At 61.9% G+C, this 24,928-nt stretch carries 13 protein-coding genes; 5 read left to right on the top strand and 8 right to left on the bottom strand.

The genetic code is table 11. The features are described from left to right. From VIM98_RS18495 to VIM98_RS18485, 3 genes are all read right to left on the bottom strand, one after another. The coding region (locus VIM98_RS18495; RefSeq protein WP_331994576.1) for a xanthine dehydrogenase family protein molybdopterin-binding subunit at positions 1-2,073 on the bottom strand (2,073 nt) is incomplete at its 3' end. Then, on the bottom strand, positions 2,070-2,648 hold the full coding sequence (locus VIM98_RS18490) for a (2Fe-2S)-binding protein (protein ID WP_331994575.1): 579 nt from the start codon (positions 2,646-2,648) through the stop codon (positions 2,070-2,072). The genes VIM98_RS18490 and VIM98_RS18495, both read right to left, overlap by 4 nt. Before the next feature lie 50 nt (positions 2,649-2,698). Continuing rightward, positions 2,699-4,033 carry an APC family permease gene (locus VIM98_RS18485; RefSeq protein ID WP_331994574.1) on the bottom strand — a complete coding sequence of 445 codons (1,335 nt, stop codon included), beginning with the start codon at positions 4,031-4,033 and terminating at the stop codon, positions 2,699-2,701. A gap of 195 nt (positions 4,034-4,228) precedes the next feature. Between VIM98_RS18485 and VIM98_RS18480 the strand changes: the two genes are divergently transcribed. The 5 genes from VIM98_RS18480 (at position 4,229) to murD (ending at position 12,435) form a co-directional block, all read left to right on the top strand. Continuing rightward, on the top strand, positions 4,229-4,816 hold the full coding sequence (locus VIM98_RS18480; RefSeq protein ID WP_331994573.1) for an outer membrane beta-barrel protein: 588 nt from the start codon (positions 4,229-4,231) through the stop codon (positions 4,814-4,816). Positions 4,817-5,311: 495 nt separating this feature from the next. Next, positions 5,312-6,829, top strand: coding sequence for a fumarate hydratase (locus VIM98_RS18475; protein ID WP_331994572.1), 1,518 nt, complete (start codon positions 5,312-5,314; stop codon positions 6,827-6,829). A gap of 330 nt (positions 6,830-7,159) precedes the next feature. Then, positions 7,160-9,715 carry a bifunctional aspartate kinase/diaminopimelate decarboxylase gene (locus VIM98_RS18470; RefSeq protein ID WP_414650242.1) on the top strand — a complete coding sequence of 852 codons (2,556 nt, stop codon included), beginning with the start codon at positions 7,160-7,162 and terminating at the stop codon, positions 9,713-9,715. After that, on the top strand, positions 9,715-11,070 hold the full coding sequence (gene murL / locus VIM98_RS18465) for a UDP-N-acetyl-alpha-D-muramoyl-L-alanyl-L-glutamate epimerase (RefSeq protein WP_414650241.1): 1,356 nt from the start codon (positions 9,715-9,717) through the stop codon (positions 11,068-11,070). The genes VIM98_RS18470 and murL overlap by 1 nt, the downstream gene beginning before the upstream one ends. Before the next feature lie 6 nt (positions 11,071-11,076). Then, positions 11,077-12,435, top strand: coding sequence for a UDP-N-acetylmuramoyl-L-alanine--D-glutamate ligase (gene murD, locus VIM98_RS18460; RefSeq protein ID WP_331994569.1), 1,359 nt, complete (start codon positions 11,077-11,079; stop codon positions 12,433-12,435). 92 nt (positions 12,436-12,527) lie between these two features. Here murD and VIM98_RS18455 read toward each other — a convergent pair whose 3' ends face one another. The 5 genes from VIM98_RS18455 to VIM98_RS18435 form a co-directional block, all read right to left on the bottom strand. Continuing rightward, on the bottom strand, positions 12,528-14,189 hold the full coding sequence (locus VIM98_RS18455) for a YadA-like family protein (protein WP_331994568.1): 1,662 nt from the start codon (positions 14,187-14,189) through the stop codon (positions 12,528-12,530). Between the two features lie 347 nt (positions 14,190-14,536). Next, a complete protein-coding gene (locus VIM98_RS18450; RefSeq protein WP_331994567.1) occupies positions 14,537-16,606 on the bottom strand; it encodes a M13 family metallopeptidase in 2,070 nt (689 codons plus the stop codon). A gap of 305 nt (positions 16,607-16,911) precedes the next feature. Further along, positions 16,912-20,679, bottom strand: coding sequence for a translocation/assembly module TamB domain-containing protein (locus VIM98_RS18445; RefSeq protein WP_331994566.1), 3,768 nt, complete (start codon positions 20,677-20,679; stop codon positions 16,912-16,914). Positions 20,680-20,737: 58 nt separating this feature from the next. Continuing rightward, positions 20,738-22,507 (bottom strand): autotransporter assembly complex family protein, encoded by a 1,770-nt coding sequence (locus VIM98_RS18440; protein ID WP_331994565.1) that lies wholly within the window; start codon positions 22,505-22,507, stop codon positions 20,738-20,740. A gap of 157 nt (positions 22,508-22,664) precedes the next feature. Next, positions 22,665-24,928: glycosyltransferase (locus tag VIM98_RS18435; RefSeq protein ID WP_331994564.1), on the bottom strand; the 2,264-nt coding region annotated here is incomplete at its 5' end.

Raw genomic sequence — 24,928 nt, 5'->3', positions numbered from 1 at the left:
CTGTTGTACCTGGCCATCCTTGTAGGTGACCGCGAGATTCAAGGCCGTGGAGATCGCATCGAGCGTGGCGCCCGCAACCTGGCCTTCCAGGCCCTGCGGATTGATCACGCGGCCCACATCGACCGCGCATACGACGCGCTCGATATTGAGCTTCTCGCCATTCAACGAAGCTTCCACAGCGTGCGCCACGTAAGCGCCGTTGACGTACCAGCTGGCGATGCCCAAGCCATTGACGGTGCGCAGCCAGCGCGACCAGTCGATACGTTCTGCGACCAGCTTGAGCACGTTGGCCAGGCGGGCGGTATCCAGGCTGCCGCCGCCTTGTTGCGGGATCTGCCGCGGTTCGCCGATCAGGCGCAGGCGCGTATCGAGCGGATTCTCCTTGAGCATGTGCGCGATTTCGTCGACGAAGCTTTCGGTCGCGAAGGCATTGCTCAGATGCGGCATCCCGCGTGTCGGACCACGCCGCAGGGACGACTGCAGGCCGTACCAGTCATTGCGATAATTTGGCACCAGTCCCGCGGGCATCTGATTGACGTCGACTTCGGATGTCCACAGTTGCGCGTCCGGCACCCCGCGACCGACCAACGCGGATGCGGACGCCACGCGCTGGTGCCAGGCGGAAATGTTGCGCTTACTGTCGAGCACCGCGTTGATTCGCGTCACGCTGGCCGATCGGTAGTAGTCGTGCGCCAAGTCGTCATCGCGCGTCCACAGCAGACGCACCGGCTTTTTGACCGCTTGCGCGAGCAGGACCGCCTCGGCCACATAATCGTGATCGAGCCGGCGGCCGTAGCCGCCGCCAACGCGCGGAACCTGGATATCGATCTGCTCCGGTTTCAAGCCTGTCAGGCGTTGTACCACCGCCCAGGCGCGTTGCGGTGCCTGCGTGGGCACGACCAGGCTGGCGCGATCGCTGTCGATGCGTGCCAGGCAGTTCATCGGCTCGGATGTGGCATGTGCCAGCCACGGCTGAATATAGGTCGCTTCCAATCGACGCGCGGCTTTTTTGCTGGCCGCATCGACATCGCCGTCGTCGCGCACGCGCGTGGTCGGCGCCTGATCCTTGTTATTGACCAGGTCGTTGGCTTGCTGTTCCAGTGCGGCGCTGCTTTCGTCGCGGCCGGCACCCGGCTTCCAGTTCACTTTGAGCTTGGCCCGCGCCTGTAGCGCACTCCACGTATCTTCGGCCACGACCGCCACCGCGGCTGCATAGACCGTCGCGCCGAGCGGCTGGCCCGGTTCGGGCTTGAGCGCGATCACATCGACCACGCCCTTGAGCGCCTTGGCATCCTTGGCGTCGAAGTCTTCCAGCGTGCCGTCGGGCCAGGGACATCGCAGTAGTACGGCGACCAACGCATCGGCGCGCGACTGGTCGATCGCAAATTGCGCCTGGCCGGTGACCATCGCATATGCGTCGATATCGCCAGCCGGCTGGCCGATGAACTTGTAGAGATTGGGTGCTTTGGGCGCGACCGGTTGCGACGGCGGCGCCATCTTAGAGGCGGCCTCTGCCAGGCTGCCGTAGCCGAGTCGGCGGCCATCCGGGGCAATGACCTGCCCAGCCTCGGTCCGCAACTGTTCGGCAGGCAGGCCCCATTGGCGCGCCGCAGCTTGCAGCAACAGCCAGCGGGCGAGCGCGCCGGCCTGACGCAGGTCGTTCCATGCCGCCGGGATCGATTCGCCGGTGCCGCCGATCTGTCGTCCGTAGAGCCAGCGGGGCTGGTCGTTGTTGTTTTCCACGCCCAACCCGAGGCCGATGACGCTGACCTGCTTCCAGTCGGCGTCCAGTTCGTCGGCGATGATGCGTGGCAAGGCCGTGGCCACACCGGTGCCGGTATCCGGATCGCGCGCGCCGATCAACACCTTGCCGTCGGCATCGATGCGCACATAGGCGCCCAGGCCATACAACGTATCGCCGAGCATGGAAAGCGGAAACGGCGCGTCGGCTGCCTCGGCGAGCGAAGCGCTCAGCGGAATGCCGACGATCAGTGCGCCAGCGGTGCCGGCCAATACCTTGAGGAAGCCGCGGCGGGAGAGGCCGTTGCCTGTCGAAAAATTCGTCTTGCTCATGGCTTGTTGTTCCCGCTCGTCGCAGCCGCGACACGCTTGATCGCGCGGCGCACGCGGGTCTGGCAGCCGCAGCGGCAGAGGTTGGGCAATTGGTCGATATCGTCGTCGCTTGGATTGCGCTTGCGATCGAGCAGTTCCTTGGCCGCCATCAACCAGCCCGGCGTGCAGTAGCCGCAGCCGATGGCATCTTCGTCTACGAATGCCTGCTGCAGCGGATGGAGTTTGCCATCGCCGCCAGCCAGGCCCTCGACGGTCAGTACGTTGCCGGGCCTTTCGCTGCCGCTCTTGCCGATATGCAACTCTTCGATAGTCACGGCGACTGCCGAGACCAGCTTGCCGTTGACGATGACCAGGTCGGCGCCGCTACCGCTGCCACGTTCCCCGGCGTACTTCGTGCCGGTCAGGCGCAATACATCGCGCAGATACCACAGCAAGGGCATTTTCGGGTCGCCGGTATGACGGAAGCGCTCGCCGTTGACCTCCAGGTCGATGCCTTCACGCGCCTTCTCGGGCGCGATGATGCCAGTGCCGCCGGATGGTGCGGGCGCGCTCTGCGCCTGTAGCGGTGCCGCCATTGCCGAACTCTCCTCGCTGAATCGGCTTATTTTGGCATCGTTGACGAGGTTTAGGGTCCTTTCGCGCTGAATAGGCGCCGCCAGGTGAAATACACCGGCACTCCGGCCAGCATGATTAGCAGGCCAATGCCCGTATTGACCGGGCTGTCATGCAGGCTCAACACCATGATCAGGCCGACGGTGGCGATAAACAGCAAAGGCGGCCATGGATAGCCTGGGATGCGGAAATCCAGAGGTGCATGCCCGTCATCGTGGCGTCGATACCAGAAAATCGTGCCGACGCCGAACGCGCAGGCCAGCCAATCGCCGAAGGTGGCATAGTCGAGCAATTGACCATAGCTGCCCGAAATCGCCAGCAGGCAGGTCCATGCGGTCAGCAGCAGCAACGCGACGTTGGGCGTGTGATGGCGCGGGTGCAGGCGCGCGACGCTACGGAAGAACAGACCGTCCTCGCCCATGGCCTGCAACACGCGAGCGCCCGAGACCAGGGTGATATTACAAAAGCCCAAAGTGGATATGGCGATGCCGATGGCAATCAGCTTGGCGCCGATCGGACCGGCGACGTGCTGCATGACATCGGCGGCCGGCGTGGGGCTTGCCGCCAGACCTGCGTGCCCCAGCACCGACAGGTAAGCGATGTTCACCAGTGCGTAAGCGGCGATGACCAGCAGCATGCCCAGCAGCAGGGCGCGTGGCAGGGTCCGCTGGGGTTCCCGGACTTCGCCGGCCAGGTTATTGAGATAGGTAAAGCCGCTATAGGCGAACAGTACGGGCAGGGCCGCCCCCATGAAGCCGATACCGGCGCGTGCCGGATCGGGCGCCAGCGCCTGACTGCCGCCCCCGACGCCGGCAAACACCAGGCCGCAGACCACCAGCATGGCCACCGCCAGTAGCTTGAGCAAGGTGAAGAGGTTCTGGATCTGTGCGCCCAGCCGCAGGCCGAACAAGTTGATGCCGGCAACGAATACCAGGCCGCCGACCGCCAGCGGGCGCACCGTGTTGGGTGACAGGTCGAACACAGCGGCCGTGTAGGTGGCAAAACCGGTCGCCACCGCGGCGGTGGAACCGGAATAGATCACCAGCAGCATCGTCCAGCCGAAGAGGAAACCCGCCAGCGGGCCAAAAGCATCGCGCAGGTAGACGTAGCTGCCGCCGGCGCGCGGGCGGCGCGCTCCTAGTTCGGCATAGCACAGCGCGCCAAGCAGCGTGAGTACGCCAGCGCCGACCCACACCAGCAACAGTGTCAACCCCGAGCTGGTGCGCTGCGCAGCTATATAGGAATTGAGGAAGATACCGCCGCCGATGATGCCACCGACCACGATCAGGGCCGCGTCCCACAAACTGAGGCGGCGGATGTAGCCGGCTGACGTCGAGGAGTCGCTCATGGAGTCTTCGCTGAAGGATGCCGGCCGCGAGCATGGCGGTTATCGGTGCCTGGGGGCAAGGGGGCGGCCAGTCTGTAAGACGCGTCTGATTGGTTGCTGGACATCGACTATCTAAAATAGAGCGTAGCCGACGGACTTATCCCCCATTTGACAGTCCGCGGCGGACTACCGAAACAACATGGAGCGTTATCCCCAATGAACAAGCTTCTCGTAGCGGCTGTTGCCGTGGCTATGAGCACCGCAACTGCCTCGGCTTTTGCGGGCGATTTCTTCGTCAATGGCAATCTTGGCCGCGCTAACTGGCTACAAAACCGCTCCTCTAATGGTATGAAGCAGGAAAACCAGGGCGCCGCCGGTCAGTTGCGCGTCGGCTATCGCTGGAACAGCATCGTCGATTATGGCGTCGAGGCGGGTTATGCCTATCTGGGCGCGAACAACAACACGGTCACCCAGCGTGGGGATTCCGCGCTCGAGGGCTATAAGCTCAAGAGCCGTGGCTATCTGCTGGGTGGCAACGTCAATTGGAATATTACCGATCAATGGTATGTGGGCGGCCGCGCGGGTTGGTATCGTGGGCGCCAGACTCTTGAGGCCCGTCCGATGAATACGACATCCTCGAGGCTCGCCACCGGCGAATATTTCGGCATTGGTGCAGGTTACAACATCAACTCGCACTTCAGTATCGGCCTGAATGTCGATCGTTTCCGCTTGCCGGGTGACGGCAAGGGCGATAAGTCGATGTATGTCAACATGACCAGTATCGGCGGCGAATTTCGCTTTTGATATCGTAGGGTATTGCGAAAGCAACGACCGCTTAATGCGGTCGTTGCTTTTTTATGTGGCCATCGCCTTGGCGGTGAATGGCGCCCTATGCGTTTCGTCTGCACTCATTGAACTCGTGCAGTGAAAAAATATTCACACATGTTTGAGCTATCGTGCCGGCTTCTGTTGCTGGCGCAAGCTACGCGAATAATTTCTTCGTCAATCCCAGCCCTGGCGGACCGTACTGTATGCCAGACGCACATGACGATCGGCCGTATGCCTGGCATGGCCAGACCGAGGCACAGCGGGTCGGATATCAATGGGATACCGATCCGATTTCTTATGGCATGGGCACTTATTCGGTTACGGCGAAATATCGTTTCCAGGTTGGAAGCCCCCTAGGGCGAGGCCTGTTCTCCCTGGTCTCGCTTTTTGAGGATGGGGCCGATTGCGGCACAATAGGGCGGTTGCGCGCGGTGGAAAGGCGCGCCCATCCTCCCCGTCGAAGCTGCCGCCATGACCGCTATCAAGCAAGAAGACCTCATTCAGAGCGTTGCTGACGCCCTGCAATACATCAGCTACTACCACCCCGTCGACTACATCACCAACCTCGCCGCCGCCTACGAGCGCGAGGAAAGCCCCGCGGCCAAGGACGCGATGGCGCAGATCCTGATCAACTCGCGCATGGCCGCCGAAGGTCATCGCCCGCTGTGCCAGGACACCGGCATCGTCACGGTTTTTCTCAAGGTGGGCATGGGGGTGCGCTGGGACGATGCCACCCTGTCGCTGGAAGATATGGTCAACGAGGGCGTGCGCCGCGCCTATAACGATCCGGACAACAAGCTGCGCGCCAGCGTACTGGCCGACCCGGCCGGCAAGCGGACCAACACCAAGGACAACACCCCGGCGGTCATCAATGTCTCCATCGTGCCGGGCAATACGGTCGACGTGATCGTCGCGGCCAAGGGCGGCGGCTCGGAGGCCAAGAGCAAGTTCGCCATGCTCAACCCGTCCGACTCCATCGTCGACTGGGTGCTCAAGACCGTACCGACGATGGGCGCCGGCTGGTGTCCGCCGGGCATGCTGGGCATCGGTATCGGCGGCACCGCCGAGAAAGCGATGTTGCTGGCCAAAGAAGCCCTGATGGAGCCGATCGATATCCAGGATCTGATCGCACGCGGCCCGAGCAGCCGCGCCGAGGAGTTGCGCATCGAGTTGTACGAGAAGGTCAATGCGCTGGGTATCGGCGCGCAGGGCCTGGGCGGGTTGACCACCGTGCTCGATATCAAGGTCAAGGATTATCCGACACACGCGGCTAACCTGCCGGTGGCGCTGATTCCGAACTGCGCGGCGACCCGCCATGCGCATTTCACCCTGGATGGTTCGGGCCCGGTCGCATTGGATCCGCCATCGCTGGAGGATTGGCCGAAACTGACCTACGACGCTAGCAAGGGTCGTCGCGTCAATCTCGATACGGTCACCCAGGAAGAAGTCGCCAGTTGGAAGCCCGGCGAAGTGCTGTTGCTCAACGGCAAGCTATTGACCGGCCGCGACGCCGCGCACAAGCGCATGGTCGATATGCTCAACAAGGGCGAGCCGTTGCCGGTGGATTTCACCAACCGTTTCATCTACTACGTCGGTCCGGTCGATCCGGTACGTGACGAAGTCGTCGGCCCTGCAGGTCCGACCACCGCCACACGCATGGACAAGTTCACGGAGCAGGTGCTGGCACAGACCGGGCTGCTCGGCATGGTCGGCAAGGCAGAGCGAGGCCCAGCGGCAATCGAGGCGATCAAGAAGCACCGATCGGTGTACCTGATGGCGGTCGGTGGTGCGGCGTATCTGGTATCCAAGGCGATCAAGGCCTCCCGCGTGGTCGGCTTCGCCGATCTGGGAATGGAAGCGATCTATGAATTCGAGGTCAAGGATATGCCCGTGACCGTCGCCGTCGATTCGCTGGGTACTTCGGTGCATCAGACGGGGCCGCGCGAGTGGCAGGCGCGGATCGGCAAGATTCCCGTGGTTGTGGCGTAAGCGCTTGCTGTTGGATTGAGGCGGGATGGTAGGGACGAGGGGCGAGTCGCGAGGGCGCCGGGATGCACGCTACGGTGATCTCGCTGGTAACGAGAGCGTCGAGGGCGTTTTGAACTCGTCACACCCTCTCGGACTTGCGCCCTCGTTACTCGCCCCCGCTCTTGATCGCGCCACAACCACCAAATAGCCATCCATACGCCTGCGTCCTCCCATTGCAATCCATCTGTCGCAGCGCAACACTGGCCGGATAAATTTCCCTACCAACTCACCCGAGACCTCGTGAACCCGCAAACCCTCGCTCCGCTTTTGGCGGACGCCCCGTGGATCGTGATGAAGTTCGGCGGCACCAGTGTCGCCACGCTCCCACGCTGGCAGAACATCCTGGAACTGGTCAGCAGCCGTCGCGCCGAAGGGGCGCGCGTGCTGGTCGTCGTTTCCGCACTGTCCGGCATCACCGACGCACTCAAACAACTGTGCGCCGAGGGCGAGAAGGGAAAACGCAGCGACGCGGCCAAAGCGATCGCGGAGCGCCACGATAGTCTGCTTGCGCATATGCAGCTGGCGATGCCCGAGACATTGGCGGCACGCTTGAAAGATCTGGCCGCTCTGGCCGAAGAGGGCCCGTCCAGGCTGGGCGAGCTGGCCTGGGCCGCGCGCGTGCAGGCGCATGGCGAACTGCTTTCGAGCGCCCTGGGCGCGGCGTTTTTGAGCCATAGCGGCTTGCCGACGACATGGATCGACGCACGCGATTGCCTCGCGGCGGTGGCGTTGCCCAACCAGAACGAGCGCAGCAAGCTGCTCTCGGCCATGGTCGATGCCAAGCCCGATCCGGCGCTGGCCGCACGCTTGGCAGGGCAGGGCGAAACCTTTATCACGCAGGGTTTCATTGCGCGTGAAAGCGAGGGACGCACCGTGCTGCTCGGTCGTGGCGGCTCGGACACCTCCGCTTCGTATTTCGGCGCCTTGCTCAAGGCTCAGCGCGTGGAGATCTGGACCGATGTCGCGGGCATGTTCACGGCCAATCCGCGTCAGGTGCCCGGTGCGCGCCTGTTGCAGCGGCTGGATTACGAAGAAGCCCAGGAAATCGCCTCGACCGGCGCCAAGGTACTGCATCCACGCTGCCTGTCGCCGCTGCGTGAGCCGCGTGTACCACTGCTGGTCAAGGATACCAATCGGCCCGAACTCAGCGGGACGCATATCGGCCCGGAGTTGCGCGAGGAAGCGCCGAGCATCAAGGCGATCAGCACGCGCAAGGGCATCACGCTTGTGTCGATGGAATCGGTCGGCATGTGGCAGCAGGTCGGCTTCCTTGCGGACGTGTTCCAGCAGTTCAAGCAGCACGGCTTGTCGGTCGACTTGATCGGTTCGGCCGAGACCAACGTGACGGTTTCGCTGGACCCTACCGAAAACCTGCTCGACTCGGACGTACTCGCCGCGCTCGCGGCGGATCTGGCCAAGGTCTGCCGGGTCAAGGTGATTGCGCCCTGCGCCGCGGTCACCATGGTCGGTCGCGGCATGCGCTCCATGCTGCATCGCCTGCACACGGTAATGGCGGAGTTCGGCCAGCACCGCGTGCACATGATTTCGCAGTCGTCGAACAATCTGAACTTCACATTCGTGGTCGACGAAAGTGTCGTCGACGAATTGCTGCCGCAATTGCATGAACAACTGGTACGTGCCGGTGCGATGCGTACCGACGATGCGACGCTGTTCGGCCCGAGCTGGGAGCGGCTCTATGGCGTCGCCGAAAACGGCCGCGATCCCGTCTGGTGGATGGACAAGCGCGCGCAGCTGATCAAGCTGGCCGAGGAACACACGCCGCGTTACGTCTACGATCTGAATACGGTGCGCGAGCGCGCCCGCGCGCTCAAGGCCAAATTGCCGGTCGACCGCTTGCTGTATGCGATCAAGGCCAATTCGCATCCGGCCATCCTCAAGGCGCTAGCCGAGGAGGGTCTTGGCATGGAATGCGTCTCTCCCGGCGAACTCAAGCGCGTCGCAGAGACCGTGCCAGCCGATACGCCGCGCCTGTTCACGCCCAACTTTGCGCCGCGCAGCGATTATCGCGAAGCGCTCGAGTCTGGCGTGCTGCTCACCGTCGATTCGCTGCACCCGATGGAACATTGGGTGGAAACGTTCGAAGGTCACGACATCAGTGTGCGTATCGACCTGGGCCGTGGCCTGGGCCATCACGACAAGGTCCGTACCGGCGGCAGCACGAGCAAATTCGGCCTGCCGTTGGACCAGCTCGATGCGTTCGTGCATCTGGCCACCGCGCGTCATGCGCGCATCGTCGGCCTGCATGCGCACCTGGGTTCGGGCGTGCTCGATCCGGCGCATTGGGCAGAGGTCTACGCGCAGTTGGCGAGCATTGCCGAGCGCATTCCGACGGTGGCATTTCTCAATATCGGCGGTGGCCTGGGCGTGCCCTCGCATCCTGGCGAGCGACCGCTGGATCTCGATGCCGTCGGTGCCGCCCTGGCTGAGGTCAAGCGCGTCTATCCCCAATACCAGCTTTGGATGGAGCCGGGTCGCTTCCTGGTCGCGGAATCCGGCGTGCTGCTGGCCAAGGTCACCCAGCTCAAGGGCAAGGGGGCATGGCGTTACCTCGGCGTGGATGCGGGCATGCACAATCTCATTCGCCCGGCGCTGTACGACGCCTGGCACGAGATCGCCAATCTCACTCGCTTCAACGAACCGGCCACGGCCATGTACCAGATCGTCGGCCCGATCTGCGAATCCGGCGACGTGCTGGGCAACGACCGCCGCTTGCCGGAAAGCCGTGAGGACGACGTCATTCTGATCGCCACCGCCGGTGCCTACGGTCAGGTGATGTCTTCGCCGTACAATCTGCGCGGACCGGCCGAAGAAATCGTGCTGGATTGATGGAGAACTTGGTGAGCGACGCAATCCAGCCACGCCTGACGCAGGTATTTCGCTTCGTACGTTGCAGTTATGCCGATGGCGTGGCCGAACTGGTCTATGCCTTCGATCGTGGCGAGGAGCTGATCGAGCGTGTGCGTTTTCCGCATGCACCGCCCGTTGTGCCCAAGTATGCGCAAGCGTTCGAGGCTGCTTTGAAGGCGCTGCATCTGTTTGCCGGCGTCAGCTACTACAAGGCCGGCGTTCCGCCGAAGATCGAACTGGCCGATGGCCCGCTGGACGACGCCACGGCTGATCTGCTCGATGCGCTGTACCTGCACGGCCTGGCCGAGTTCGCCTATCGGAACGGACTGGACCTGCGCGGTCGCGTGGTTTTCCCACGCGGTGGCAAGGCCGGCGCGCCGGCTATGACCTTGGGACTGCCTGCGCGCACATTGGTGCCGATCGGCGGAGGCAAGGATTCGCTGGTCGCGGTCGAGGCGATCAAGCAAGCCGGCGGCGAGGCGACGGCCGTCTGGGTCGGCAATTCCAGTCTGATTGCCGCTTGTGCCGAACGCACTGGCCTGCCGACGCTCAATATCCAGCGTGAGCTGGCGCCTGGACTGTTCGAGCTCAACCGTCTGGGCGCGTGGAACGGGCATATCCCGGTCACTGCGATCAATTCAGCGATCCTTGTGCTGGCGTCGATTCTCTATGGTTTCGACAGCATCGCCTTTGCCAACGAGCGCTCCGCTTCGGCCGCGACGCTCGAATACGATGGCCAGCAAGTCAATCATCAGTGGAGCAAGGGCTACGTTTTCGAGCAACTTTTCTCCCATTGGGTTCGCAGCCACGTTGCAGCCGACCTCGACTACTTTTCATTGCTCCGACCCTATGCCGAGCTGGCGGTGACGCGCGCGTTCGCCAAACTGACGCCGTATTTCGACGCTTTTTCCAGCTGCAATCGCAACTTCAAGATCCTTGGGCCGAAACCGGCCGACCGCTGGTGCGGGCAGTGTCCCAAATGCCATTTCGTGTTCCTGGCGCTGGCGCCGTTCCTACCCAAGCCACGCCTGCTGTCGATCTTTGGCCGTAACTTGCTCGACGATGAAACGCAGGCCGCCGGCTTCGATGCTTTGCTGGAATACCAGGATCACAAGCCGTTCGAGTGCGTCGGCGAAGGCGCTGAGGCCCGCGCGGCCATGTATGCGCTCAGTCAGCGGCCGGAATGGCAGGAAGATATTTTGGTGGCGCGATTCCGCCAGGAAATCCTGCCGCAACTCGATGCCAGCCAGTTGGCGCTGGAGCCTTGGCTGGAAGCGTCCGTCGAACACGGTATCCCCGCGCGCCTGCACGGTGCGCTTGCGCTATTCGACTAGGCCGCTATGCGTATCGCCGAACTGGCTGGCAAGCGAGTCGCGATCTGGGGCTTCGGTCGTGAAGGCAAGGCCGTTGTCGGTGTCTTGCGTGCACGCCTGCCTGAGTTGTCATTGACGCTGTTCTGCAGCGAGGTCGAAGTTGCGGCAGCCAAGGCTTTCGACAGCGCGCTGGTAGTGAAAGGCGGCGAGCCCGATGCGACGGCGTTGTCCGCGTTCGATGTGCTGGTGAAATCACCGGGTGTATCGGCTTACAAGCCGGCCCTGCTCGCTGCCCAGTCCGAAGGGCTCGCCGTTACTTCGGGTACCGCCCTGTGGTTCGGCGAGCGGCCTGACGCGCACGTTGTTGCCGTGACCGGCACCAAGGGGAAAAGCACCACGACGGCATTGATTGCGCATTTGGCGCGGGCTCTTTGTATTCGTACCGCATTGGCTGGAAATATCGGCATGCAGATGCTCGAGCTGCTCGATGGCCAGGCGGAGCTGTGGGCGGTAGAGCTTTCCAGCTTTCAGACCGGCGAAGCAGGGCCTGTGCAGCTGGGCGTGATTACGAGTCTGTACGAGGAGCACCTGGATTGGCACGGTTCGCGTGAGCGCTATGTGGCTGACAAACTGAAGCTGGCCGACGTATCGCGCTATCTGTTGGTCAATGCCTTGCAGCCAGGCCTGTTGGAAAAAACGGCGGGTCATCCTCATCGATTGTTGTTCGGACAGCCTACGGGTTGGCATGTGCGTGACGGGTTTATTCACCGCGGCGAGAAACCGGTCTTCGCTGTCGCCGATTTGCCGGTACCCGGTGCGCACAATGCGCTCAATGCGTGTGCCGCCCTGACTGCGATCGAAGTGAGCGGCGGCGATGCCCTGGCGGCAGCACCAGCGTTGGCGAATTTTCATCCCCTGCCTCATCGCTTGCAGCCACTGGGGGAACGCGATGGCTGGTATTGGGTCAACGACTCCATCAGCACTACGCCAGAGGCCACCCTGGCCGCGTTGGCGAGTCTCGGTGCACGCGCAGTGACGGTGATTGTCGGCGGGCACGATCGCGGACTGGATTGGGGTGGATTCGTTGCGCGCATGTGTGCCGCGCCATCGCATACGATCGTGGCCCAAGGCAGCAATGGCACTCGCATCGCCAGGGCCTTGCGCGATGCCGGATTTGCCGGTCATCTGATCGAGGCGGCAGGTTTAAAGGAGGCCGTCGACCGGGCGCGGTCAGTTACGCCCGTCGGCGGCACCATTCTGCTGTCGCCCGGTGCACCGAGTTTCGATCAGTTCCGCGACTACGCCGAGCGCGGTCGCCGCTTCGCCGAGATGGCCGGCTTCGAAGATAAAATTATCTGCGATATCGAAGGGCTGGGTATCGTCTGAAACGTTGCCTGGCTTTTTTTGGGCTAAGCAGCTTACTCACTGGATGCTCTCTCCCCGGCAAAACGGGGAGAGAGCTATCCGTGCTAGCGCAACTAGAAATCGACGCCGATACCCATGCCGGCATTATTTTCCGAGCCGCTGAACGCACCGCCGATGCTCAAGCTTACGCGTTCGTTGATGCGGGAGGCGTAGCCGATCGCGAGTGCCGATTTGCCGTTCTGCAATCCTACACCGGCTGCAATGCGCCCGCGTTGTGTCGTGGCGCCGGACGCGTTGATTGCCATTTGTGTCTGGGCAGCGCTCATTGCACCCAGGCGGCTGAGACGTCCTTCGATACGCTCGAATTGCCGATGGACTTCGCTCTTGAAGCTGTCTAATGCGCCGCTTAAATCCTTGAATTTGGTGTCCGTATAGGATTTGGCGGTTTTTAGCGCTTCGTCGACCTGTCCAACGCTTGCCGCGTCGGTTGGCTTGATACCATCGGCGATGTGGGTAATGCGTTCGCCACCGGCATCGTTCCCGATGAAGTTGTCGCCGGGATCGCCATTGCGCAGGGGAATTTCTTCGATGCTGTCGATGCGTTTCCCCAGATCGTCGATCGAGTTCTGTAGCATGGTTTGCAAGTCGAAAAACTGACCGCCGTTGATGGCTTCTTTGCTGCCTTGAGCAATCAAGCCTCCAGCAATATTCGCAACCACCGTGCCATTACTGCCGCCGAGCGTAGCGCGATCGAGCGTCTCATCGTCATACACCAGTGCGCCCAGGATGCGGCCGTTGACAGGATCGTAAGCGCCCAATGCCTTGAGTTGAGCAAGGGTGACGGCGTCGTCGTCTTTTTTGCCATTGCCGATACCGGAAAGTACCCGTGGACCGTCTTTGCCGGAAAAGTCGACGACACTGCCGGCAAGATCCCCGCCGACAAGGATCTTGCCGGAGTTCAGGTCCTGCTTGACGATGCCGTTGCCGTTTGCTTCCAAATGCTTGTAGATGTCCAGGATGTCATCTTTGTTGTCGGAAACACGGCTATCGAGGCGATTCGCGGCGATCGTATTCTGCAAGATCGCCTCGTCCAGGGCATCGAAAACTTCGCCTATGGTGTGTTGCTTGCCGCCGTTGGCCAGATCGTAGGTCGGTTTGGTAAAGCCGCCATCCTGATTGAATGTTGCGCCGCCTCCCAATTCGCTGACGATCGCTTTGAGCTGCGAAAGGTTTACCGCGTCGTTATCCGCAGTCGCGGCACCTAACGCATGAAGCTGATGGCCCGACATATACGCGGCTGCTTGAAAAGTGGTTTCGCCCATCAGGGTAATGCCGCCGTCGCCCTTGAGCACGAGACGGCCGTCGGCATAGCCGGTGACCCGCGCGGTCGCTGCCTCAAATCCATGGGTGCCATCGGCATCGCCGCTGTTGTTGAGTGAGAATGAATGCGTCGTTTCGCTACATTCCAGGGACTTGGTTTCTCCGTCGTAGCCATGGGAGTAACCGCTTCCCCCGTGATTTGGGCATAGCTGCAAACCTCCGTTGCCCGTGGCGTTCCGACTTCCCGTTTGTGGGGTCATGCCTAACTGGGCGGATATGCTTTGCCATCGGGTCTGCGAGGCGAGCAGGGAGCGAGCGAAATAGGCATCTTGCACGGCCATGCGTTCGTTGCCGTCATCGCTTGCTGCAGGTATATGCGGAGGTTCATGAGCTATCGCGGTCGAGGTGGCCGCAAGCATGCTCAGCGATAATATCGAGCGGGTGAGTGCGTTCATTTTGCATCCTTTGCAATGGCGTTGGTCGATTCGAAGAATCACAAGACGAATCGGTTGCCTGTCCTTGATTTGCCGCTTACGGGATAAGCGTGCGCTGAGAATTATGTTCGTCGACGCCTAGTAATGATGCGGGCCGCTTCAGCGAGCGAGGTAGGCTTTTTGAAGGATGTGGGTATCGAGGTTGCCTTGCCGCTTGTGCAGACAAAAGCACGAATCCACCGGGCAAGTAGGCGACATGCCGACATATTGCGATGCCGTTGCTCGCACTAGACAAAAAAAGCCCCAGGGCCGGAAATTCATCCGGCACCTGGGGCGCAACCGCAATCCGCCAATACAGCGGATATGGCTTACCAGATCTTTACGCGCTGCTGCGGGTCAAGATAGAGCTTCTGCCCAGCCTGAGGCTTGAACGCGTCATACCAGCCATCGATATTGCGCACGGTCTGCGCGCGATAGCCGCCTGGCGAATGGCCGTCAGTAATCAGCTGCTGACGCAGCGCCGCTTCGCGGGTCTTCTCGCGCCAGGATTGTGCGAAGGCGAGGAAGAATCGCTGGTCGCCGGTCAGGCCGTCGATCACCGGTGCCGGTTTACCGCCCAGCGACTTGTGATAGGCCGCGAAGGCGATGGCTAGGCCGGAGACGTCGGCGATGTTCTCGCCAAGTGTCTGCTGACCGTTGATGTGCACGCCAGGCAGCGGTTCATAGGCGTTGTACTGTTCGACCAGCTTCTGGCCGGCGGCCTTGAAGTGCGCCTGGTCTTCGGGGGTCCACCAGTTGGCCAGGCGGCCCTGCGCATCGAACTCGGCGCCGGTGTTATCGAAGCTGTGGCTGATCTCATGGCCGATCACGGCACCGATCGATCCATAGTTGGCAGCCGCATCGGCTTTCGGATCGAAGAACGGCGCTTCGAGGATCGCCGCGGGGAAGTTCAAGGCATTCTGCAACGGCAGGTTCACCGCATTGACTGTCTGCGGCGTCATCCACCATTCGCCCTTGTCGACTGGCTGATCGAGCTTGGCCAGCTGGTGCTGGTACTCATACTTCTCTGCACGCAACTGGTTGCCGAGCGCGTCGTCGGCGCGGACCTCCAGCGTGCTGTAATCGCGCCAGGTTTCCGGATAGCCCACGCCTACGCGAAGCGTTTCGATCTTGGCCTTGGCCTTTTGCTTGGTTGCCGGCGTCATCCAGTCCAGCGTGTCGACGTGATCGTCGAAGGCGGCCAGGATATTGGTCACCATCTGCTGCACCTGCTTTTTCGACGAAGCCGGGAAGTAGCGCTTGACGTACTCCTGACCCACCGCGTCGCCGAGTGCATTGTTGGTCGAGCTGACGCCACGTTTCCAGCGATCGCGCTGCTTAGGCGTGCCTTGCAAGGCGGTGCCGTAGAACCCGAAGGCGAGCCGGTCATAAGCGGCCGGCAACACGGCAGTGCTTTGGTTGATGGTGTGGAAGGTCAGATAGTCCTTCCACGTATCCAGCGGCTCGCTGGATACCAGTGCGGACAGCTTGGCGATCGCCTCCGGTTGCCAGGCGTAAACCACTTTCTGCTTGGACAGGCCGGCGGCGCCAAAATAGGCATTCCAGTCCATGCCCGGCGCATGCTTGGCGTACTCGGCGGTGGGCCATGGATTATTCGCCTTGTGCACGTCCTGGCTGGCCACCAGGTCGGTCTGGCCCTGGGCGATCTTCAATTCCAGCGCGTAGATGCGTTTGGCCTTGGCATCCGCGTCAGCGATGCCTGCCTGCTTGAGTACGGCGGCGACATACGTCTGGTACTTCTCGCGCGCTGCGACCATATCCTTGTCGTTGCCAAGGTAATAATCGCGACTGGGCATGCCGAGGCCGCCTTGCAAGAGATAGGCGACATTGTGCGTGGGGTCTTCCAGACCCTGGGTGACAAACAGGCCGAACAGATTCTGGGTGTCGAAATTCGTCGCGTTGACCGGATCGACATCGGCGCGCAGGCCGCTACCGAGCACGCGTGAGAGGTCGGCGATGCTCTTGATGGCGTCGATCTGGTCGAAACTGGCCTTCAACGGTGCCAATCCGGCTTTCTCGATCTGCGCGGTATTCATGAATGCCGCGTAGTAGTCGGCGATCTTGCGCGCATTGCTGCCAGCGGCTGGACTGCCTTTGCCCATATCGCGGATCAGTTCGGCATTACGCTTTTCGGCCTTTTCGAACACCTTCAGGAAGATGCCGGTGCTGGATCGGTCCGCTGGAATCTGCGCGGTCTTGCGCCAGCCCTCGTTAGCGTAGCCGTCGAAATCGTCGCCGGGCTTGATGGCGTGATCCATGCCGGCCAGGTCGATGCCAGAAGGCGTGGTTTTGGCCGGTGCGTCGGCGGCGTTGACGCCGACCAGCGTGGTCGAGCCGCCCAAGACGGCGGCAGTGAGAATCCAGCGTAGTCGTTGCACGGTAGTGGCCCTGAGAGGTGGGGAATACACGATAAGGCGGGCGGCCGGTGCTTGGAGGCATGACTGATGGGCTAGGGCGGGCTGCGCTTGCCGCGATGCACTGTGTCGTGGGGTTACTCCTCACCCCAGTCTGCGCTCCGGCAAAGCCAGGGATCGGGGATCCTGACCGGGGCGATCTTCCGTACCTCGCCCTTACGCGGACTGCTCCTTTCCTCCTGCTTCTGCCGAAGATTCAGTTCAACCTGGCTTGTAGGAGCGACAGCAGCACCCCACGCTCGCTCTTCCTCACATCGCGACTTACCCGGCTATTTCTCGATGCGGTAATTCAAGCTGGCGCGGCTAAAGTCCGTCGCATTCTGCGCTTCGAAGTTCCAGCGTTTACTCAGCCGATAGCGCAGGGTAATGACTTGCCCAGGTTCGAACAGGCCGACGCCGTAACTCAAGTAGAGGCGTGGCGACAAATACTTGCCTACGGTAAACGCGGACGTGCCGCCGAGCGCTTCGTTGCTCGACACACCGATATCGTCGACACCGATCTTCGAACCGATGCTCTTGGCGAGCAGGTCGCCCGCCGCCGAACCGAGCGCCTGCGCCGCCGCGCCGACCATGCTGCCCTCGCCACCTTTGACCTGCGACAAGGGCTTGCCGGTGATCAGGTAAGAAAGCGCATCGGATTGTTCCATCACCGGATTGGAGTACACGGTCAGCACGGGACGTTGTGCCGTCCCGGACACATACAAGCCGACTTTCTGTCCTTCGTCGATGGTGGCGTTGGGGTTGAGCTTGCGTGCCGCGCGAATGTCGAGGCCCGGATTGTCGATGGGTGTGCTGGCAAACAGCAGGCGTCCCTGTTCGATCTGCAGATTCTGCCCATAGGCCTTGTAGATACCGTCGACGGTAATCTGCCCCTGGCCGGTGGTAGCGCGGCCGGGTCGTTCACTCACATTGAGAACACCGCTCAAGCGTCCGTCCAGGCCCATGCCGACCAGATGCGTGTGGCGGCCGAGATCCACTTTGATCTGTGCCGTGATCGGAAGCTTGGCAGCCTCCTCTTGTTCTTTTTGTTGATCGACCACGACAACATCGGGCGATGCCCGCGTTGCGCCGGCGCCGGGCAGTTTGGAGACATCGATGTCGGCGCTTTCCAGCTTTACTTCGCCGCCGATGTCGATGCCCTTGGGGTCCTGCTTGAGGACCAGATCGGGCGAGATCACCACTTTGGCCGCCGGAATATCGGCAGCGGTGAACTGGCTGCCTTTCAGAGTGAGGGAGGTTTGCGCGTTCTGGCCAATGCCGGCATAGCCGTCGATCGCCAGCGTGCCTTTGCCTGATTGGACGCTGCCCTGGATATCGAACCGCTGCGCGTCGGTCGTGCTGACGGCGATGCGGCCCTGGCCGAGCTTGAGCCCGACCACCGGGACTTCTGCGGCAAAGTCGACGACATCGGCGCGGCCTGTAACGGCCGGCTGCTTGAGCGTGCCGCCGAGCTGGAACTGACCTTGCAGATGGCCTTTGACGCTTGCCACTTCGTTGGTGAAAAGTTCGATCAGGCCCAGGTCGTTGAAGCGTAATCCGATCTGTCCGGACAGGCTCTGTTGCGCGCCGGAGACGCTCACTTGGCCATCGATTCGGCCGCCGTCGTTGAGGTTGGCGCTGAGATTGGCACGTTGGTTGGTCGGGCTGAGTTCCGCATTCAGTGCCAGATCGGTGTAGCTGAGCAGCGGCCGATCGGCGTGCTCGACATAGGTGATGCTGCCGCGCACCGAGGCGAGCGTGGCGTTGCCGCTGAGCACCCCGGCTGCGTTGCGGCGGATGGCGCCGTTGCCGTTGAGGACGCCTTCGGCGCGCATCGGCATGTCGCGTGAGCCGGCAATGGCGGTCAGCAACGCAAGCGGCAGCTCGCGCAGGCGATAGCTGGCATCGAGATTGCCGGCCTTATCCTGCTTGGCCGCGAGACATAGCTGCGGCGTGCCGGCGGTCAGGCATAGCTCGGAAAGATTCACCGCACCATCGGCATAGGTCAGGCGCGTGGGCTGCATCAGATGCCAGCGCGGGATGCCCTGCGGCTCGAGATCGAAGCGCGATAACGTACCGTTCCAACTGCTGCCCTTGAGCACGCCGTTCAGGCTGATGCCGGTGGAGAGTCGGTCGCCTTGTGCATCCAGAATCAAGCTGTGTTGCTCGACGGAGCCGTTGCCGTGCAATGCAACTTGGTGAAATGCCAAGCCGCCGGCCATGACGTTCTGGGCGGTCAGGTCGAGCTTGCCGCCGGGCTTGCCGATATCCGGTATGTTAGCGGTCAACTGCAGCTTGGCGATGGTCTGCTCCGCATAGCCGACGCCGATGCCGTTCATGTGCGCGTCTACCGCGAGCTTGGGCAGCTTGCCGCGCACGCGCACATTACCGTCGAGTCTGCCGGCTGCATCCGGCAGCCAGTCGCCAAGCGAAGCGATCGCCAGCTCGAGGTCGATATCGTTGCTTGTGCCCGGGCGCGCGACGATAGCTACCGTGCTTCCGCCTGAAGCCAGTTGCAGTTTGCCGTCGAGCACCTGCGCAGGCGTGACATGCAGCTTGCCGCTGCCTTTGATGGTGCGGTCGCGCAAGCGCCCGTCGAGCTTGCGGATTTCCACAGTGGCGTCGGGCTGATCTTGGGACAAGGTGCCTTGCGTGTCGATATCCATGTCCAGCGAACCGTTCCAGCCTGCCAGCAACTGGCCGGGGTCGAGTTCGTCCGCTGTCAGTTGCATCTGCCAGGCCAGCGCCGGCTGCAGATCCACGATGCCTTTAGCGAGCAGGTATCCGCGCGGTTGTTTCAGCTCGAGCGTATGCAGATTGAGTTGCTTCTGCGTGCCATCCAGATTGAGCGCGAGTTTGGCGAGCTTGCCCGGCGGACCGATATCGACATCGCCCTCGGCATGGAATTGTTCGGTGCCGCCCTTGAAGATGAGGCTGCCACGACTTGCCAGGTCCTGGCCGACCAGGTTCGCTGGCAGCAGCACGTCCTGCCAGTGCAGCGCGAGATCGACGTTGAGCGGTGGCGGGCCGAGCTTGATGGTGCCGCTTGCGCCGAGCGTACCCTTGATCTGCGGCGAACCCAGCTTGAGCTCGTCGAGCGTGAGCAGATTGAAGTCGTCGCTGAAATGTGCACTGAGCGGCTGCAATTGCAATGCATAGCCATTGAGGTCGACGCGACCTTCGATGCGGCCGCCGTGACGATTGCCGCTGCCCTGGATATCCAGCGCCAAGGTCTTGAGTGAACTGTCGCCGAGCAGGGGCTTGGGATCGAAGGCGGGCAGGGCGACCTTTGCCGTCCACGGATACTCACCGCTTTGCGTCAGATCCAGATCCACTTGCGCGGCCATGGGCTGGCTGAGCTTGAGTGTGACTTTCACCTGCTTGCCGTTGCCGTGCGCTTCCACATCGCCGGCATAATCGACACCGGCGATCTTCCAGGCGAAGCCGAGCGCGCCGTCGCCTTGCTCGTCCACGCTGATAGCGAGATCGCCACGCAGCTCGGCGTGGCCATCGGGTGCTTGAAGGTTCAGCCGATGCAGTTCGATGCCCTTGGCGGTCCAGCGTCCGGCCAGGTCGAGACGATTGGAAACGAATACAGGCTCCGGCGCGCCCCGATCTTGCATCTGGGCGATGCGTACCTTACCCACGTGCACGCGATCGAGCAGCAGATCGACCGGCGGTCTGAGTGAGAAACTGCTTGTGCTTTCAGGCTCTTCAGGAGCAGGCTTGGGCAAGGTCACGTCGACGCCATCGACGTCGAGATTTAGCACATGGGCGCGACGACTCAGTAGCGCCCAGAGTCGAATATCCAACTGTGCCTGCGCGATACGTGCATCCAGTCCGGACCCGTCGGCATAACGTACGCCTCGCAGCTCCAACGGTCCGGCCAGGCGGCCATCGGCACGTTGCACGCTCAATGCGCCATCGGTGATGCGCTGTGTTTGCGCCAGGGCAAAGCGCAGCCCGCCGCCGGTGCCCAGCAGCCACCACAGCATCGCCGCCAGCATCAGCAGCAGCGCGCCAAGCGCATAACCTACGCGTTTGAGCCACTTCCTCATGCCTTGTCTTCCTCATTGCAAGACCGGCGCCGTCAGCTTGCGCCGATCCATCGCAGGTTTACAGATCCGGTCCGATCACCAGATGCAGCTCCACGCCGTGACGCTGCTTGTCGTTGATCGGGGTACCCAGGTCGACGCGGATCATGCCCACAGGCGACAGCCAGCGTACGCCCAGGCCCGCGCCGATGCGTGGGCTGTAGTTCATGCCGCTGAATGCGTTGCCCGCGTCCACGAAGGCTGCCATGCCCCAGTTGCGGGTGAAGTAATGCTCCACCTCGGTGCTGGCGACCAGCAAATTCTTGCCGCCGACCACGCGGCCAAAATCGTTCTTCGGACCGATCGTCTGATAACCGTAGCCGCGTACCGAACGGTCGCCGCCGGCGAAGAAGCGCAATTGCGGCGGCAGCGCATTGAAATCGTTGGTCTCGGTATAACCCACCGCGCCGCGCAGGATCAGGCGGTCACGACGGGTGAAAGCGCGAATCCACTTGGCATCGGCTGCAAATTGGCTGAAGCGTGCGTCGGAAAGCAGGGTGCCCACAGTGCTGCGTGCGTAAATATTGACCGCCCAGCCTTTGCGCACGAACGTGGGATTATCGGCAACCTTGCGTGAGAGCGATACCTCGGGATACAGCAGGGTGCTACGGCCGTGCTCGATACCCTGCGCATTGAAGTTTTCGTTGGCTTGCTGGCCGACGGTAAAGGTGCCGGACAGCGCGTGCAGCCCGATGGTGCGCGTCCAGCCATACCACAGCTTGGTTTCGTTGGCGACGAGTTCCAGCGTGCGCGATTTGGACGTATCGGTATTAGCGTCGCGGAAGTTCGCGCCGACGTTGAAACTACGCTGGTCGGTGCCGGGCATCGGAATGGAATAGAGCGTAGACAGCGTCTTGAGTCGTTGTGCCAGGACCAGTTCGTTTTTCCATTTGTGACCGCGATCGTTGACCCAACGCCGCTCCATGCTGGCGCGCACGCCCACACCGGTATCGGTGCCGATAAACGGGCCGCCTGTGTAGATGGTGCGCTTGGCCGGGGCCAGTTCTACTTTCACGTCGACGCGGCCATCGGCTTTTTCGTCGACCTGCGGCAGTACGTTGACTACCGAAAAATAATCCGCGCCGTTGAGTGCCTGCTGTAATTGGAGCAGTTGATCCTGGTCGAAGTAGTCGCCGGACTTGAACGGCACATAGCGATCGAGAAAGCCGGGTCGAAACTGCGAGCCTTCGAAGTGCACTTGACCGTAGCGATAGCGCTGACCGGTCTCCCAGGCCAGCTCGATCGCCGCGCTATGAGCCGCACGATTGACCTCGACGCGATGTGTGACCAGGCGCGCGTCGAGAAACCCGGTCGCCGTGAGCGTGCCGCTCAAGGTGTCGCGCGCGCTGTCGTAGACGCCGTCGTTCATTACCTGGCCCTTGAGGCGCTCGATGGCGCGCTGGGCTCTGCGGACGCCCGGGATGGCGGCGGCGGTCTTATCGATCTGCACATCCACCGAGGTGACCTTTACCGGTTCGCCTGGCGTGACATGCAGGGTGACCTGCCAATCCTTACCCACTGGCTTGATGTCGCCGTTGACGTTGGGTTCGTAGTAGCCGTAAGGCTGCAGTGCGAGCTTGACCTGATCGCCGGCGCGCTCGTACAAGCGTTGTGCCTGTGCCTCCGTAACCTCACGATCGGCGTACTGCGCCAGTTCTACGGTTGAGACGATCGCGCCTTTGAGGTTGTCGTCCACGCCATCCACAACCAGCTTTACGCCAGCGTGCGCGAGCGGCGCAATCAGCCACAGCGGCAGCAACAGGATAAGGCCTGGGCGGCGGTTACAGCGCATGCGTAGGTTCCATCTACGGGGAAGGCGACGGTTCCCCGGCGGAACGCGTCATGAGGCTTGGAGCTTAACCGGCCAGCGCCAGATCGCAAATGCATACGGGATCTGAAGTTTTCGAACCATTACAAAAGCGCATGGCCGGTGCATGCGCTGGCGGGCTTTAGCCCGCCTTGTCACCTGCCTTGTGCGCGATCCAGGCGCCGCAGATCGCCGATACATAGGGAATCGACTGCGCTGCCAGGATGATTATCCATAACTGGCCCTCGATGTACTGTGCACCGAAGCTCGTGGCCATGCCAATAATGCATAGCAAGAGCACGAAGGCCATCATCAGTTCTTCGCGCACCGGCGTGAACGCTGCAAAGCTCGATTCGCCCAAGCGGCGACTCTTGGCGGTCACGATGAAGGCGGTCTTCTTGCGCGTGAGGCCGTGCAGGATGCCACGCGCGATGGCATGCGACAGGCCCATGCTGGCCAGCGAGGCCATCAGCGTGTCGTACCAGCTACAGGGCACTCGCGCGCGGTAGAGCACGATGCCGAAGATCGCCTTGGCAAAGAAGAAACCGATCACCGGAATCAGGAACAACTGCATCGGCAGGTTGAACAGCGTCGGCAGGCCGATCATGCCGGCGGTCCAGAAGATCGCCATCAGGGTGAAGATCAGGTGCAACGCATCGGCGAACCAACTGAACCAGCCCGTGAGGAAGTGGAAGCGCTGGCCCCCCGTCAACGGCCCCTTCTTGGTCATCCAGTCCCAGCGGCCCTTGAGAATTTGCATGGCGCCGAAGGCCCAGCGGTAACGCTGGCTCTTGTACGCCTTGAAGTCGGCAGGGGTGAGACCCTTGCCCATCAGCTCATCGACGTAGACCAACTCGTAACCGGCATGCATCAGGCGCAGGCCGAGCTCGGCGTCTTCGCAGATCGTCCATTCCGACCATCCGCCGGTGCCTTCCAGTGCCGAGCGGCGCACCATGGTCATGGTACCGTGCTGAATGATCGCATTGCGCTCGTTGCGATGATGCATGCCGATGCGGAAGAAGCCGTCGTATTCCCATGCGGTCATGCGGCGGAAGGTGTTGTTTTCGTACTCGCGGTGCGCCTGCGGGCATTGCACTACGGCGACCTTGGGATCGTGGAAGTAACCGGTCAGCGTGGACAACCAGTCAGCGCGCACTTCGTAGTCCGCGTCGATCACCGCCACCACATCGGCGTTGGGGTCGGTTTCCTTCAGGCCGAAATTCAGCGCGCCCGCCTTGAAGCCCGGCCATGGTTCCAGGTGGAAGAAGCGGAAGCGCGAACCGAGCTTCTCGCAGTACTCCTGCACCGGCTTCCAGACGTTCGGATCCTTGGTGTTGTTGTCGATCACCAGGACTTCGTAGTTCTCATACTCGAGCTTGGCCAGCGAATCGAGTGTGACGATGACCATTTCCGGCGGTTCGTTGTAGCAGGCCAGGTGGATCGACACGAACGGCTGCTTGCCCGGTGGATCTGGCGTCAGCATGGTGGCGTGGCGGATCCAGCGTCTGCGCCACAGCACCTCGGTGAATTCGAAGCCATTGATCAGCAGGATTGCCAGGATCGCTATCTGCGCAGGGAACAACAGGACAAGCATGGTCCAGTCGACCCAGCTCAGATAGAAATTGAACGGTAACGTCGCCGACCAGACGATCAGGCCGCAGGCCAACTGGATCAACGCGCAGAAGAAGAACCGCCCCATCAGCTTGAAGCGGCTGTAATGGCGCGCGAACCCGATCATCGGCAGCAGTGCGAGCAGGCTCGCGGCGATCGCCTTCCACGGCCACATCACATCTTCGGTAACCGGACCGGTGAAGGGGAACTTCAGCTGGCGGTCGGCATTGAACATGCCCCAATACGCCTCGGTGCGCCCGGACAACTGTTCCTTCCAGGGCTGATCGAAGGCTTCCATGATGTAGTAATCGATCTTTTGTTCCTTGGCCAGCTTGAACCACTGGCGCAGGAAGATCGCCTCGTTCGACACCGACGGATCGGCATATTTGTAGCGGTTGCCGTTGGATGGCCAGCCGATTTCGCCGATGACGATCGGCTTGTTCGGGAACATCTGCTTGAGCGTGCGGTAACTGCCCAGGGCGTCGCCGATGGCGTCGGTGCGCGAGATGCCGTTCCAGTATGGGAACAGGTGCACCGTAATGAAATCGACGTGCTCGGCCAATTCGGGGTAGCGCGCCCAGATATGCCATGGCTCGGCGATCGATACCGGCTGGTGTACGGCTGCGCGCACCCGGTCGGCATAGGCCATGAGCTGTTCCGGCGGCATGTTGTTGCGGAACAGGACTTCATTGCCGACGATCACGCGGTTGATCGTCTTAGGGTATCTGCGCGCCTGCGCGATCAGTGCCTGGATTTCTTTTTCGTTGTTGTCCAGGCGGTTGTCCAGCCAGGCAC

It is taken from the genome of Dyella sp. (assembly GCF_036568765.1).
GTDB lineage: Bacteria > Pseudomonadota > Gammaproteobacteria > Xanthomonadales > Rhodanobacteraceae > GSA-30.
The sequence above is the reverse complement of the archived record's forward strand: the minus strand, read 5'-3'. Positions and strand labels throughout refer to the sequence as shown.

What these genes read in the sequence shown, in the direction of transcription:
- VIM98_RS18455 (WP_331994568.1), bottom strand. Translation starts at nt 14,189, where the DNA reads ATGAACGCACTCACCCGCTCGATATTATCGCTGAGCATGCTTGCGGCC.
- VIM98_RS18470 (WP_414650242.1), top strand. Translation starts at nt 7,160, where the DNA reads ATGAAGTTCGGCGGCACCAGTGTCGCCACGCTCCCACGCTGGCAGAAC.
- VIM98_RS18440 (WP_331994565.1), bottom strand. Translation starts at nt 22,507, where the DNA reads ATGCGCTGTAACCGCCGCCCAGGCCTTATCCTGTTGCTGCCGCTGTGG.
- VIM98_RS18475 (WP_331994572.1), top strand. Translation starts at nt 5,312, where the DNA reads ATGACCGCTATCAAGCAAGAAGACCTCATTCAGAGCGTTGCTGACGCC.
- murL (WP_414650241.1), top strand. Translation starts at nt 9,715, where the DNA reads ATGGAGAACTTGGTGAGCGACGCAATCCAGCCACGCCTGACGCAGGTA.
- murD (WP_331994569.1), top strand. Translation starts at nt 11,077, where the DNA reads ATGCGTATCGCCGAACTGGCTGGCAAGCGAGTCGCGATCTGGGGCTTC.
- VIM98_RS18480 (WP_331994573.1), top strand. Translation starts at nt 4,229, where the DNA reads ATGAACAAGCTTCTCGTAGCGGCTGTTGCCGTGGCTATGAGCACCGCA.
- VIM98_RS18490 (WP_331994575.1), bottom strand. Translation starts at nt 2,648, where the DNA reads ATGGCGGCACCGCTACAGGCGCAGAGCGCGCCCGCACCATCCGGCGGC.
- VIM98_RS18445 (WP_331994566.1), bottom strand. Translation starts at nt 20,679, where the DNA reads ATGAGGAAGTGGCTCAAACGCGTAGGTTATGCGCTTGGCGCGCTGCTG.
- VIM98_RS18485 (WP_331994574.1), bottom strand. Translation starts at nt 4,033, where the DNA reads ATGAGCGACTCCTCGACGTCAGCCGGCTACATCCGCCGCCTCAGTTTG.